11 protein-coding genes and 1 pseudogene are annotated in these 13,391 nt (G+C 71.5%); 9 read left to right on the top strand and 3 right to left on the bottom strand.

Going from position 1 to position 13,391, the window contains the following annotated elements:
- The first annotated feature begins 18 nt into the window (after positions 1 to 18).
- From B116_RS0110000 to B116_RS0109980, 5 genes and pseudogenes are all read left to right on the top strand, one after another.
- Complete coding sequence (locus B116_RS0110000; RefSeq protein WP_223874554.1) at positions 19 to 2,133, top strand: hypothetical protein; 2,115 nt, start codon at positions 19 to 21, stop codon at positions 2,131 to 2,133.
- 75 nt (positions 2,134 to 2,208) lie between these two features.
- Complete coding sequence (gene moeZ / locus B116_RS0109995; RefSeq protein WP_027659998.1) at positions 2,209 to 3,459, top strand: adenylyltransferase/sulfurtransferase MoeZ; 1,251 nt, start codon at positions 2,209 to 2,211, stop codon at positions 3,457 to 3,459.
- Positions 3,460 to 3,567: 108 nt separating this feature from the next.
- On the top strand, positions 3,568 to 4,413 hold the full coding sequence (locus B116_RS0109990) for a prenyltransferase/squalene oxidase repeat-containing protein (protein ID WP_027659997.1): 846 nt from the start codon (positions 3,568 to 3,570) through the stop codon (positions 4,411 to 4,413).
- A gap of 53 nt (positions 4,414 to 4,466) precedes the next feature.
- A pseudogene (locus B116_RS0109985) lies at positions 4,467 to 5,049 on the top strand (transposase).
- Between the two features lie 88 nt (positions 5,050 to 5,137).
- Complete coding sequence (locus B116_RS0109980) at positions 5,138 to 5,644, top strand: protein-tyrosine phosphatase family protein (protein ID WP_018724246.1); 507 nt, start codon at positions 5,138 to 5,140, stop codon at positions 5,642 to 5,644.
- Between the two features lie 124 nt (positions 5,645 to 5,768).
- Here B116_RS0109980 and B116_RS0109975 read toward each other — a convergent pair whose 3' ends face one another.
- Positions 5,769 to 7,010, bottom strand: a complete 1,242-nt coding sequence (locus tag B116_RS0109975) for a glutamate-5-semialdehyde dehydrogenase (protein WP_027659995.1) — start codon at positions 7,008 to 7,010, stop codon at positions 5,769 to 5,771.
- Positions 7,011 to 7,062: 52 nt separating this feature from the next.
- A complete protein-coding gene (gene proB / locus B116_RS0109970; RefSeq protein WP_018724244.1) occupies positions 7,063 to 8,172 on the bottom strand; it encodes a glutamate 5-kinase in 1,110 nt (369 codons plus the stop codon).
- Between the two features lie 61 nt (positions 8,173 to 8,233).
- Here proB and B116_RS0109965 point away from each other — a divergent pair, with 61 nt between their 5' ends.
- The 4 genes from B116_RS0109965 (at position 8,234) to B116_RS0109950 (ending at position 12,274) form a co-directional block, all read left to right on the top strand.
- Entirely contained in the window at positions 8,234 to 8,569 is a 336-nt protein-coding gene (locus B116_RS0109965) for an MGMT family protein (RefSeq protein WP_018724243.1), read from the top strand.
- A gap of 11 nt (positions 8,570 to 8,580) precedes the next feature.
- On the top strand, positions 8,581 to 10,074 hold the full coding sequence (locus B116_RS0109960) for an MFS transporter (RefSeq protein ID WP_018724242.1): 1,494 nt from the start codon (positions 8,581 to 8,583) through the stop codon (positions 10,072 to 10,074).
- Positions 10,071 to 11,573: a pyridoxal phosphate-dependent decarboxylase family protein gene (locus B116_RS0109955; protein WP_027659994.1), complete on the top strand. Its 1,503-nt coding sequence runs from the start codon at positions 10,071 to 10,073 to the stop codon at positions 11,571 to 11,573. The genes B116_RS0109960 and B116_RS0109955 overlap by 4 nt, the downstream gene beginning before the upstream one ends.
- Before the next feature lie 134 nt (positions 11,574 to 11,707).
- Positions 11,708 to 12,274, top strand: a complete 567-nt coding sequence (locus B116_RS0109950; RefSeq protein ID WP_018724240.1) for an NADH-quinone oxidoreductase subunit B — start codon at positions 11,708 to 11,710, stop codon at positions 12,272 to 12,274.
- Positions 12,275 to 12,306: 32 nt separating this feature from the next.
- On the opposite strand, the gene B116_RS0109945 is transcribed toward B116_RS0109950, so the two are convergent.
- Complete coding sequence (locus B116_RS0109945; protein ID WP_027659993.1) at positions 12,307 to 13,353, bottom strand: glucose 1-dehydrogenase; 1,047 nt, start codon at positions 13,351 to 13,353, stop codon at positions 12,307 to 12,309.
- Between the last annotated feature and the right edge of the window lie 38 nt (positions 13,354 to 13,391).

Here is a 13,391-nt window from a genome sequence, read left to right as displayed (position 1 = left end):
CTGCCCGCTCCGTCTGGCATGACCGAGAGCGGTCCCCGCCCCCACCTCAATGGATACCGGACAAATGGTCACCCATACCCCGGGCCGGAGGCGCCGGGTAGCCGACCAAGTCCGGTGAGTGCCCCGCCGGGTATCCGGCCAAGTCCAGTGAGCGCCCCGCCGGGTAGTCGGCCAGGTCCGGTGAGTGCCCCGCCGGGCCGTTCGGGCGAGTCGGCCCAGGAGGCAGGTGGAGGCCGGCCGACCGCGCCCGTGCCTACCGCCGAGCAGCCGCCCGCGCTGGCCGGGGGCCGATTCTCCGAGGTCGGCCGGGACGACCGGCCGGACCTGCCGGCCGAGCCCACTCCTCGGCCGGTGGCTGACCAGCCCACATCGCCACCGGAGGACTGGCCCGGCCCGAGTTGGGGAGCCGAGTGGGCGCCCGCGCAGGCCGGCGCCGAGTCGCCGCCGGCGGGTCGCCGGGCCTGGGTGGAGCCGGACGGATGGGACGAACCGGAGTCGGCGGGTCGCCGGGCCCGAGCGGAGCCGGATGGATGGGACGAACCGGAACCAACCGGGCGGCGGTTTCGGGGCGGGACTTCGCGGGATGCCGCAGGTGAGCGGCGGGAGCCCACTGGGCGCCGGTTCCGTTCGGACCCCGACGCGACCGAGGCGGGCGAGGGGCGCCAGCCAAGCGTGGAGCGTCCCGCCTGGGCGGCCGAGCCACAGCGGGCCTACGAGCCGGTCCGGGTCGAGCCGGCCTCGACGTTCCCCACCGAGCCGGGCCGTCGTTCCGACGTCCGGCCGAAGCGCCAGCCCACCACCGACCCGTCCCACCAGCCGTCGGACGCCTCCGCCGCCTGGGTGCCGGAGCAGCCGACCGGTTCGGCGGAGGCGGGCCCCCCGTTAACCGCGTCTGCTCGCGGTGGCCCCGGTGGTTGGGACCGCACCCCGCCCGAGCCCATTGCGACGAGTGCGCCCCCCTACTCGGCGCGTCGGTCCGCCCCCGAGCCGGCGCCGTTGGCCGACGCCGACCGACAGCCGGAGGCGGTGTCCGCGATGTTGCCGCAGCGTGTCCCCGCCGAACCGGATGTGCCCGTTGTGCCGGAGCTGCCAGCTGCGGAAGCGCCCGCCAAGACCCCAGAACTCGCCCGTATCGCCACTCACCTCCGCCAGGCCGACGAGCCCGCTCCGCTGCGCGAACGTCCGGAGGGCTTCGACGTGGACGCCATTCTCGGTGCGGTTCGTGGGGTGGCGGGTGTCCGGGACGCGGCGTTACGCCGTACCCAGTCCGGCGCACACAGCCTTCGGCTGGACCTCGCCGACGGTGCCGACCCGGCCGAGGTGAGTCGGCATGTCGCCCGGCTCCTTCAGGAACGGTTGGGTCTCGCCGCCGCCCCACAGAACATGCCCGAGGAGCCCGCCGAGGTGATGTCGTCCGTTCACCGGCAGCCGGACGGGCCGGCCCATGACGGACCGGTGGCGCCCGCTGGACGGCCCCCGGCTGGCCTACCGACGCGTACCGACCGTCAGGATGAGGCCCGGTCGGACCCGCCGCATCGCCGGCGTTACTCCAGCGGACCGCATTGGGGTCGGGCAGCCGTGGACGGGCCAGCCGCGATGGTGAGCGGGGCCACCGACGGCCCGGCGACAGCCGAGACGTCGTACGGCGGGGGGCAGGTCGGCGCGACCGAGCTGGCCCCATCCCGCCCGCTTGACACCGGTGGTCGGCCGGGACCTCGAGTGGTGCTCGACCACGTGCAGGTGAGCACCTTCGGGCTCGACGCGACCGTGGAGGTCCGCCTGCTCGCCGCCGGCTCACCTGCCACCGGCTATGCGACCGGGCCGGCAGTGGACGGCTACATGCTGCGGCTCAGCGCAGCGGCCGCCGCCGCCGCGGTGGATGAGCTGCTGCGTGTGCCGGGGTCGCAGCCGGACCGAGGACGCTGCTTCGTCGAGCACGCCACGTTGGTGCCACTGGGCAACTGCGAGGTGGCGACGGTCGTGGTGTTGCTGGTCTGTGACGGGTGGGTCGAGCAGCTCGCCGGCTCTGCGCTGGTCGCCGGTGACCCCCGGCAAGCGGTCGTACGGGCCACCCTGGCCGCGGTGAATCGTCGCCTGGAGGCGTTGCTCGCTGACCTCGGGGACGCCGGATAGCGCGCCCGCTTCGGTGGCGGTCCACGCCCGGCGGGCTATTCCCGTTCCCGCAGTTCGGGCGACGTGTCCCCGCTCATGGCCGCCGGCCTGCCCGGCGAGCGACAATGGCGCGGTTCGCCACTGCCGATCCTCGGGGAGTTCACCGTGTCGCTGCCCCCGCTCGTCGAGCCTGCCGCCGAGCTGACCGTTGACGAGATCCGTCGCTACTCGCGCCATCTGATCATCCCGGATATCGGGGTCGAGGGGCAGAAGCGGTTGAAAAACGCCCGGGTGCTCTGTGTGGGTGCCGGTGGCCTCGGTTCTCCGGCGCTGATGTACCTCGCCGCCGCCGGGGTGGGCACGCTCGGCATCGTCGACTTCGACACCGTTGACGAGTCCAACCTCCAACGTCAGATCATCCATGGCGTCTCCGACGTCGGCCGAGCCAAGGCCGAGTCCGCTTCCGCCAGCATTCGGGAGATCAATCCGCTGGTCGAGGTGAAGATCCACAACACGGCATTGGACCGGGACAACGTCCGGGAGATCTTTGCCCAGTACGACCTGATCGTGGACGGCACCGACAACTTCGCTACCCGGTACCTGGTCAACGACGCGGCGGTGCTGCTTGGCAAGCCGTACGTGTGGGGGTCCATCTACCGGTTCGACGGGCAGGCGTCGGTGTTCTGGGCTGAGCATGGCCCCTGCTACCGCTGCCTCTACCCGGAGCCTCCTCCGCCCGGCATGGTGCCCTCCTGTGCGGAGGGCGGCGTACTTGGCGTGCTCTGCGCGTCAATCGGCTCGATTCAGGTGAACGAGGCGATCAAGCTCCTCGCCGGTGTCGGTGAACCGCTGGTCGGCCGACTCATGGTCTACGACGCCCTGGAGATGAGCTACCGCAAGATCAAGGTGCGGAAGGATCCGAACTGCGCGCTCTGCGGCGAGAACCCCACGGTCACTGACCTGCTGGCCGACTACGAGGACTTCTGCGGTGCGGTGTCGGCTGAGGCTCAGGAGGCCGCGGCGGACGCGACGATCACCGCGGGGGAGCTGAAGGCGTGGCAGGACGCCGGCAAGGAGCTCTTCCTGGTTGACGTGCGGGAGCCGGCCGAGTTCGAGATCGTCCGGATTCCAGGCTCCACACTGATCCCCAAGGGAGAGATCATCTCTGGGCAGGCGCTGGTGAAGCTCCCGCAGGACCGACAGATCGTGCTGCACTGCAAGTCCGGCGTCCGGTCCGCGGAGGCGCTCGCCGCGCTGAAATCCGCTGGCTTCCGGGACGCGGTGCACCTCCAGGGAGGTGTCCTCTCTTGGATCAAACAGGTCGACCCGTCGCTGCCCGCGTACTGATCGGGCCAGGGCTGGTCAGCGTGGGACGCCCCGGTGCTCGACGTTGCGGCGAGCACCGGGCGCCGGGCGGCCGATTCCCTGGAGCGGGATCGCATCTGCCCAGGTAGCGTGACCGCCGTGGTGGATATCGAGGCCGCGATCGGCTACGTGGTGGCGCGGGGAGACGTGGTGGAGCGGGCCCGGCTTGCCCGACTGCGCACCGGCACCCCGCCGGCTGAGGAGGTGTTTGCGGTCGCCGAGACCGGGCAGCTGCCGGAGGGCGGTTGGCCGGCCTACGTCGAGGGGGAGACCGCCTCCGTTGACGCGACCTGCTTCCGCCTCGGCGAGCTCGACGACCTCGGTGGCCTCGGCCGGTCGTCGGCTCGGCGGGCGCTGGACTGGCTCGCCGCGCGCCAGCTACCGGAGGGGGGCTGGGAAGAGGACGCCGCGCTGGCCGACACCGCCCCCGAGTGGGCCCGGCCGGGTGACCCGGAGGCGAGTTTCTACCTGACGGCGAGCGCGGCGTTCTGGCTCAGCGTCGCCGGCCTGGATGCCCGGGCGGCCGGGCCGTTGGACGCCCGGGTCGGCGGTGCGTACGCGGGTGTCGTGCACGGCGCCGCGCTTTCCCTCGCGGCCCGGTTGGGCCCGGACGGGACCTGGCCGTCATTCCTCGCCGCTGGTTGGCTGAGCGCGGCGGTGCTGTTCCGGCAGGAGATGCACCAGGAGTCCGCCCGGATCCAGGTGGCACTCACCGAGCGGATCGGCGATATGACCCCGGCCAATGTCGCCTGGCTGGCCGCGACGCTGCGCCGGGTCGGCGTGGACCCGCAGGACCGGGTCCTGGTGCGCGCTCGCCGCCGACTCGCCGAGACCCAGCGCAGCGATGGGGGCTGGGAGAGCGAGGACGGGCACCAGTTCGATATCCACGCGACGCTGACCGCGATCCGCGCCTGCCGCCTAGCGCCTAGCGCCTAGCACCTAGCGCGTGTTTCATAAGTTGTGCTGACGATCTGTGAGACGCTGCCGGCGTGGGTCGTGGTGATCTTTCCAATCGGCAGTGGGCCAGGCTGGAGTCGTTGCTGCCCAAGGGGAAGAAGTCGGGTCGCCCGCCGGTGTGGACCAAGCGGCAGCTCGTTGACGGGATTCGGTGGCGCACTCGTACGGGCGCGCCATGGCGCGATGTGCCGGCCCGGTACGGGCCCTGGTAGACGGTGTATGGGCTGTTCCGGCATTGGCAGCGTGACGGCACCCGGAAGCGGAATTTCAATGGCCGGTATCCGGGTACCCCGGCCGGGTCGGGGACGTCCCCGCACCTGCCCGGACCGGGTGCTGTCAGATAAGGCCTACAGTTCGAAGGCCAACCGTGCCCTACTGTGTCGGCGAGGTATCAAGGCCACCATCCCCATCAAGGACGACCGGGCCGCTCACCGGCGTAACAAGGGCCCCGCCGGTGGTCGGCCGCCCACCTTCGACAAGGAGATCTACCAGCAGAGGCACGCGGTGGAGTGCGGCATCAACCGGCTCAAGCGCCACCGCGCGGTGTCGACCAGGTACGACACGCTCGCCGTCCGGTATGAGGCCACCGTCACCATAGCCGCGATCAACGAATAGCTCTGATCTCACCAAACGCTCGAAGGACCGGCTCCGGGCCACGAAAACCCCTTGGCTGGGCGGGTATGCGTTTCTATCATCTGCCGTCATGACCCAGGCGCCGGGCATCGAATTCGTCAGTATCGCTGAAGGCGCTCTCGCGGTCATGCACCGGCCGAAGGTCAAGCTACTGCCGGTAATGAGAATCGCGGGCGCAACACACCTAGTCACGCTGCTATCCAGGCGTGAGGGCGCCCTCGCGATCGGATCCGCGGCCAAAGCGGCCGGGTTGGAGTGGATCTGGGTCGAACTCGCCAACGGTCAACAACCACCACCCCCACGCCACCACGAGATCGTCACCGCTCTGACGACGCTGGCCAACGACATCCGCAACGGCGCCAGAGTGGTCATACACTGCTCCGCCGGCATACATCGCACCGGCATGTTCACCTACGCGCTGCTACGCGCCTGCGACCTCGACGCTGACGAGGCGATGCTCACCCTAACCCGGCTACGCGCCGTCACCGCCGACGGAGTCGGCGAACACCGCCTTGCCTGGGCCGAGGACCTGTCGGTGACAGTCCGCCACCGGCTCGGCAACACCACCCAACCCTGAAAACTCTCCAGCCGAAGATCGCAGGCAGCGGTGCAACTTTTGAAACACGCCCTAGCTTGGGCGTGGTCCCAGCGCTGCCCTGCCCAGATCTCGGCACCGGGACACCGGCCCGGTCCGGCGGCAGTCAGCGTAGTTGGCCGTCGCCGGTCACGACGTACTTCGTGCTGGTCAGCTCCGGCAACCCCATCGGCCCGCGGGCGTGCAGCTTCTGGGTGGAGATGCCGATCTCAGCACCGAAGCCGAACTCCCCGCCGTCGGTGAACCGGGTGGAGGCGTTCACCATCACCGCCGCCGCGTCAACCCGGGCCACGAACTCGCGGGCAGCCGACTGGGAGTCGGTCACGATCGCCTCGGTGTGGCCCGTCCCGTACCGCTGGATGTGCGCGACCGCCGCGTCCAGCGACTCGACGACGGCAACCGAGATCTCCGCCGCCAGGTACTCGGTGGCGTAGTCCTCGTCGGTCGCCGGCAGCACGGCTGTGGAGTATCGAGCGACCTGCGGGCAGCCGTGGACGGTCACCCCGGCCGCGGCGAACGCGGCCAGCGCCGGGGGCAGAAAGGCGTCCGCGACCGCGGTGTGCACCAGCAGCGACTCGGCCGTGTTGCAGGTGGAGAGGCGCTGCGTCTTCGCGTTCAGGGCGATCGCGACCGCCTTCTCCACGTCCGCGGCGGCGTCAACGTAGACGTGACAGTTGCCTACCCCGGTCTCGATCACCGGGACGGTTGACTCCTCGACAACCGTGCGGATCAGGTCCGCACCGCCGCGCGGGATCAGGACGTCCACCAGGCCCCGGGCGCGCATCAGCTCCTTGACCGAATCGCGGGTCGTGGCGTCGAGGAGCTGTACCGAGTCCGCTGGCAGGCCGGCGTCGATGATCGCGTCGCGCAGCACCGAGACCAGCGCGGCGTTCGACCGGGCGGCGGAGGAGGAGCCCCGCAGCAGTACCGCGTTGCCAGATTTCAGGCAGATGCCGGCCGCGTCAACGGTGACATTGGGTCGTGCCTCGTAGACGATCCCCACCACCCCGAACGGCACCCGAATCTGCCGCAGCTGTAGGCCATTGGGGAGGGTCGACCCCCGGACCACCTCGCCGATCGGGTCGGGGAGTGCGGCCATCTGGCGGAGCGCGTCGGCGATGTCGGCCACCCGCCCCGAGTCGAGGGCGAGCCGGTCCAAGATGGCCGTACTCAGCCCACCGGCACGTCCGGCGGCAAGGTCCGCGCTGTTGGCGGCCAGGATCTCGGCGGTCCGCGCCACCAGCGCGTCAGCCATCACGTGCAGCGCGGCATCCTTGCCCGCCCGCGTGGCGAGGGCCAACTCGGCCGCCGCCGTCCGGGCTCGTCGTGCCTGCTCGACGATGCTCATCTGCGCTCCTTGGGATCGGGGGAAGGACTCGTGCCGGGACAGCGCCCCGGCCTCACAACAGCACCAGGTCGTCGCAGTGGACGACCTCCCGTTCGTAGCCGGGGCCGAGGGCCGTGGCGAGCTCAGCGGTGGAGCGTCCGAGCAGGCCAGGCAGCTCCACCGCGTCATAGTTGACCAGCCCGCGGGCCACCGGCACGCCGTCGGCGTCGACCAGGTCAACCGGATCGCCGGCGGTGAAGGCGCCCCGCACCGCGGTGATCCCCGCGGGTAGCAGTGACTTGCGCCGGTCGACAACGGCCGCGACCGCGCCCGGGTCAAGCTGCAGCCGGCCACGCGGTGTGGTGGCGTGCGCCAGCCAGAACAACCGGGCAGCCGGCCGGCGTTGACCGGGGTGAAAGAGCGTGCCGACCGGCTTGCCGTCCAGCGCCTCGGGCGCTTGGTCGGCGGAGGTCAGGACCACCGGGATGCCGAAACCGGTGGCGATCCGGGCTGCCTCCACCTTGGTCACCATGCCCCCGGTGCCGACCCCGGCCCGGCCGGCGCCACCGATCGCCACCCCGGACAGGTCCCGCTCGTCGTGGACCTCGGCGATCCGGGTCGATCCGGGGCGGGCCGGATCCCCGGTCCAGAGCGCGTCCACATCAGAGAGCAGAAGGAGTAGATCGGCGTCGACCAGGGCGGCCACCAGGGCGGCGAGCCGGTCGTTGTCGCCGAACCGGATCTCCTCGGTGGCGACCGTGTCATTCTCGTTGACGATCGGCACCGCTCCCAGGTCAAGTAGCTTGCGCAGGGTCCGGTACGCGTTGCGGTAGTGCACCCGCCGGGTCAGGTCGTCCACGGTGAGCAGGACCTGACCGACGGCGCGTTGGTGCCGGGCGAAGGCGGCGGCGTAGCGCCGGATCAGCAGCCCCTGGCCAACGCTGGCGGCGGCCTGCTGGGTGGCCAGGTCCCGGGGGCGGCGGGTCAACCCCAGTGGGGCCAACCCCGCGGCGATCGCGCCGGAGGAGACCAGCACGACCTCCCGGCCTTGGGCGGCGAGAGCGCCGAGGGTGTCCACGAGCGCGTCCACCCGCCCGTCATCCAGGCCGCCAGCGGCCGTGGTCAACGAGGAAGAGCCGATCTTGACGACCACCAGCCGGGCCGCCGTCACCTTGTCTCGCACCCGCCCATTCTGCGATGTCGGTCGGTCAGGACTCGGCCCGGCTCCCATATCGTGGCACGTCGTGGGACCCGAGGAGTATGTCGAGGCGGTGCTGGAACTGGTCGAGCGCATCCCGCCCGGCCGGGCAATGTCGTACGGGGCGGTGGCCGATGCGCTCGCCGAGCGCTCGGGACGCGCCTCGCCCCGGCTGGTCGGTTCGATCCTGGCACGCTACGGCGGAGGTGTGCCCTGGCATCGCGTGGTGAACTCGGCCGGCCGGCTCCCGCCCGGGCATGAACTCCCGGCCCGGGCCCGGCTGCTCGCCGAGGGGACACCGCTGCGCGGCGACCGGGTTGACCTGCGGGCGGCGGGCTGGTCGCCGGAGCAGGGATGTGACCGCCGCCATACTTGCGAGTAATATTCGGCGCCATGGACGCGCCGCCGGTTGGAACCGGTCCACCTGCTGCTGGCTCCGCCGCCCTCCCGACGCCGGCCGGCGACACTGCCGGGCTGTCCGGAGGCGAGGCGCTGCCCCGCCGGGTGCACCTCGGTTACGCCACCGGGTCGCTGGCCACCGGGGCCTTCGGCACCGTACCCGGGCTGCTTCTGCTGCCCTACCTGACCGACACGCTGGGCGTGACGGCGGGAATTGCCGCCCTGCTCGTGCTGCTGCCGAAGGCGTGGGACGTGCTGGTCAACCCGGTCGCCGGCCGGATCTCCGACCGCACCCGCTCCCGGTGGGGAGCTCGCCGCCCGTACCTGCTGGGCGCCGGGATCGCGCTCGCCATCTGCTTCGCCGCGATCTTCGCAGCGCCGTTCGGCACCGGGGCGGCGGCCGGCGGCTACGTGGCGCTGGCCTTCCTGGCCACCGCGACCGCGTTCGCCTTCTTCCAGGTTCCGTACGTGGCGATGCCGGCTGAGCTGACCACCGGCTACACCGAGCGCACTCGGTTGATGACCTGGCGGATCGCGGTGCTGGCGCTGGCCATCCTGGTCTCCGGCGCGGTGGCCCCGCTGGTGCGGGACGCGGGCGGCGGCGGTATTACCGGGCACCGTTGGATGGGGCTCTTCGTCGCCGGCCTGATCCTGCTGGGAGCGGTTGGGGCGTTCGTGGGCACCCGGTCCGCCCCGATCGGCATCGTGCAGGAGAGCGAGCCGTCGTTGCGGGCCCAACTCGCGATAGCCGGACGTAACCGAGCGTTCCGGGCGCTCCTGGCCTGCTTTGTGATCCAGTCCGCCGGGGTGGCGACGATCCTGGCCGGGGTGAACTACTTCGCCACCCAGATCCTGCGTAACCCGGAGAGCGGGCCGACCGTCCTGTTCGCCTGCTTCGTCGGGCCGGCGCTGTTGGTCATGCCGCTGTGGAGCCGGTTCGGACAGCGATTCGGCAAGCTCGCCGGGCTGGTCGCCGCCGCGCTCCTCTTCGCAGCCGGTGCGTTGGCCCTGGTCGCTGCCGAGGTGCTTCCCGCCGTCGGGATCTACCTGCTGGTGGCACTGATCGGCGTCGGGTACGCCGGCCAGCAGGTCTTCGCCCTCGCCATGTTGCCCGACTGCATCGCCTACGACGAGGCCCGCACCGGTCGCCGGCAGGCAGGCGTCTTCACCGGGGTGTGGACCGCCGGCGAGACCTTCGGACTGGCGCTGGGACCGGGCATCTTCGGTCTGGTGCTCCAGCTCTCCGGCTACCTCTCGTCGGACACCGGAGCCGCCGCGACCCAGCCGGATTCCGCCCGGCTCGGCATCCTCCTCGGCTTCACCGTCCTCCCCGCCATCCTGGTCGGTGCCGCCACCCTGCTGCTACGCCCCTACGCCCTAACCCCCGTCGATCTCGGCAACGCCATGGCGGAGCCACCTGTCCACGAGTCCGAACATCCGGCGGGGAGTACGGTCACCGAAAACCACGGAAAGGGCACCACTGAATGATCGACGAAGCGGGGCTGCCCGCCCACGGACTGCCGGCGGAGCGCGTGCTGGCTGGAATCCGGGCACTGCGCAGCGGGGACCGGCCCACCCACGGCGGACGGCTGTTCGCGTACGTCTACGACCCGGCGGTTCCCGGCCTGGATGAGCTGACCGCCGCCGCGCACGCGGAGAGCGCCCACGTCAACGGGCTCGACCCGACCGCCTTCCCGTCCCTGCTCGCGATGGAGAACGCGTTGGTCGGTGCCGCCGCCCAGCTACTCGGGGGCGGGCCCGGCACGGCTGCGCCGGACGTGGTGGGCTCGGTCACCGGCGGGGGCACCGAATCGTTGATCCTGGCGGTGAAGGCGGCCCGGGACGCCCACCCCGAGATCACCGAACCCCGGATCGTGATGCCGGTCACCGCGCACGCCGCGTTCGCCAAAGCCGGCCACTACCTGCGGGTGGCCGTGGACATGGTGCCGGTGTCGGCGGAGACCCTGCGCCCGGACCCGGCCGCCATCGCCGCCGCGATCCGCCCCGAAACCGTGCTGGTCGTCGCCTCCGCCCCGGGGTACGCGCACGGGGTCATCGACCCGGTCACCGAGATCGCGGCGGTCGCCGCCGACGCCGGGGTGCGCTGCCACGTGGACGCCTGCTTCGGTGGCTGGGCCCTGCCCTGGCTCCGCCGCCTCGGCGAACCGGTGCCGGCGTTCGACTTCGCCGTACCCGGGGTCACCTCGATCTCGGTCGACCTGCACAAGTACGCGTACGCCCCGAAGGGCGTGTCGATCCTGCTACACCGGGACCCGGAGCTGCGCAAGCCGCAGTACTTCGTGCACGCCGACTGGCCCGGCTACACGATGATCAACCCAGTGATCGCCTCCACCCGCTCCGGCGGGCCGATCGCCGCCGCCTACGCGACCCTGCGTCACCTGGGCGAGGAGGGCTACCTCCGGCTGGCGGCGGTGACCCGGGACGCGGTGCGAGAGCTGGCCGACGTCGTCCGGGCCACGGGCGGGCTGCGGCTCGTGGCCGAGCCCGAGTCGACCGTGATCTGCTTTACCGCGACCGATCCGGAGCTGGACCTCTTCGTGCTCGTGGACGAACTGGCCGCGCGGGGCTGGCACACCCAACCGCAGCTCGCCTACGCCGGTCTGCCGCGCACCGTGCACCTGACGGTGACCGCGTCGGTGGCGCCGGTGGTGGCCAAGTTCGGCGGTGACCTGGCCGACGCCATCGCGGCGACCCGGGCGGCCGGGCCGGTCAAGCTCCCTGCGGAACTGCTCACCCTCGCCCGCTCACTGACCCCGGAAGGGCTGACCTCGGACCTGGTGGCCGGCCTGGCGGCCGGGCTCGGTCTCGGCCTGGGCGAGGCGGCGGACGCCGGGTCGGCCGAGCCGGTGCCGGACCGGATGGCCGTGGTGAACACCATGCTCGAAGAGGTGCCGGCGGCGCTACAGGAGCGTCTGCTCATGGAGTTCGTCGGCCTGCTGCAACGACCCACCTGGTCCCACGACTGACGGCGGGGACGCCCCCGAGCGGCGCAACTGGCGTCTGCCGGCGCGACCGGGTCGACACCGGCCCGGTTGCGTCGGGCGCCGCCGCGGGGGCTGTGGTTGACTGTCGTACCGGGAACGGATGAGGGAGGCCCGAGGTGCAGGTGCCGGCTGTGCTGGGCGAGCCGATCCGATTCGTGCTGAACTGGGGCCGGCGCTACTCGCTCTGGGTCTTCAACTTCGGCCTCGCCTGCTGCGCGATCGAGTTCATCGCCACCAGCATGAGCCGACACGACTTCATGCGCCTCGGGGTGATCCCGTTCGCGCACGGTCCCCGGCAGGCCGACCTCATGGTGGTGTCGGGCACGGTCACCGACAAGATGGCGCCCGCCATCAAGCGGCTCTACGACCAGATGCCGGAGCCGAAGTACGTGATCTCCTTCGGTGCCTGTTCCAACTGCGGTGGGCCGTACTGGGACTCGTACTCGGTCACCAAGGGCGTTGACCAGCTCATCCCGGTCGACGTGTACGTTCCGGGCTGCCCACCCCGGCCGGAGGCGCTGCTGCACGGCATCCTGCGGCTGCAGGAGAAGATCGCCGCCGAGGAGGCCGGCATCGGCGGGGTCTCCCGTCCGGATGCCCTCGCCGCACCGGCCGACGCCCCCGCCCCTCGCTCGGCCGAGTCGCTGACCGCCCCTCCAGTCCGTCCGCCCGACCCGTCCTGACCCGACCCGTTCCCTGGCTGAGCGTCCCCAGCTCAGGCGGTGAGGTCCAGGACCACCTTGATTTTCTCGTCGCTGACCTCGTACGCGGTCGTGAAGTCGGACATCGGTATCCGGTGGGTGATCAGGGAGTCCAGCCACGAGTGGTCGGCCCGGGTCAGCGCCGCCACGGACTGTTCCCAGTGCCGGCGGTTGCCGGTGACCGAGCCGAAGACCACCTTGTTCTCCAACACGAGCGTCCCGTTCAGCGCCCCGGCATCAAAGTCGATGGTCCGGCCGCCGCTGGACATGCCGGTCAGGCAGACGATGCCGTTCGGGCCGACCTTGCACATCGAGTCCAGCACCACCGTCGGGCTGCCGGTGCACTCCACCAGTACATCCGGCTGGAAGTCCAGCTCATTGACCGACCCGGTGTGGTAGCTGGCACCGAGCGCCCGGACCATGCCCGGCTTCGGTCCCGTCGTGTTTCGGTCCAGTACGTGCACGGTCAGTCCACGTTGGGTGGCGAGCAGCGCGGCGAGCAGGCCGATCGGCCCGGCGCCGGTGACCAGGACGGTCCGCGGGTCCCACCGGGCGCGCTGGCCGAACCGCTCGATTTGCTCCCACGCCTTGGCGACCACGCTGGTTGGTTCCAGCAGCGTCCCCACCCGGGCGAGGGTGGCATCGAGCGGCACGGCGAACTTCGGCTGCACCCGCCACCGGTCCCGCGCGAAGCCGGGAAGCCCGCTGATGCCGTGCTCGGTGTACAGCCCATTGCGGCACATGTCCCACTCGTCCACGGCGCAGTTCGGGCAGGGCACCGGGTCGGGATGCCGAACGATCGCGGCCACCAGGTCCCCGCGGCGCAGGGTGCCGGTCGGGTCCTCCAGCACCCGGCCCAGCGACTCGTGCCCGATGACCAGCCGCTCCTGGTCGGGGGGAGCGTCACCACGCTCGCCAGCGATAATGTCCTGATCGGTGCCGCAGACACCCACCGCCAGCGCCTCGACCAGGATCGCGCCCTCCTCGGCGGCCGGCTCGGGCCAGTCCTCGACCAGGCGGAGCGAGCCGGGGCCCCGGGGAGAAACCGTCACTGCGCGCATGATCCTGACCTTCGCCGAGGGAGGCGGGCGCCGAGCGC

Origin of the sequence: Salinispora fenicalii (assembly GCF_000514815.1) — a bacterium.
Taxonomy (GTDB): domain Bacteria; phylum Actinomycetota; class Actinomycetes; order Mycobacteriales; family Micromonosporaceae; genus Micromonospora; species Micromonospora fenicalii.
Note: the sequence above shows the minus strand (reverse complement) of the source record. Positions and strands in the feature narration are given on the sequence as shown.

Excerpts from the sequence above, each read along its gene's own strand:
- B116_RS0110000 (WP_223874554.1), top strand. The coding sequence starts at position 19 with ATGACCGAGAGCGGTCCCCGCCCCCACCTCAATGGATACCGGACAAAT.
- moeZ (WP_027659998.1), top strand. The coding sequence starts at position 2,209 with ATGGCCGCCGGCCTGCCCGGCGAGCGACAATGGCGCGGTTCGCCACTG.
- B116_RS0109980 (WP_018724246.1), top strand. The coding sequence starts at position 5,138 with ATGACCCAGGCGCCGGGCATCGAATTCGTCAGTATCGCTGAAGGCGCT.
- B116_RS0109975 (WP_027659995.1), bottom strand. The coding sequence starts at position 7,010 with ATGAGCATCGTCGAGCAGGCACGACGAGCCCGGACGGCGGCGGCCGAG.
- B116_RS0109960 (WP_018724242.1), top strand. The coding sequence starts at position 8,581 with ATGGACGCGCCGCCGGTTGGAACCGGTCCACCTGCTGCTGGCTCCGCC.
- B116_RS0109955 (WP_027659994.1), top strand. The coding sequence starts at position 10,071 with ATGATCGACGAAGCGGGGCTGCCCGCCCACGGACTGCCGGCGGAGCGC.
- B116_RS0109945 (WP_027659993.1), bottom strand. The coding sequence starts at position 13,353 with ATGCGCGCAGTGACGGTTTCTCCCCGGGGCCCCGGCTCGCTCCGCCTG.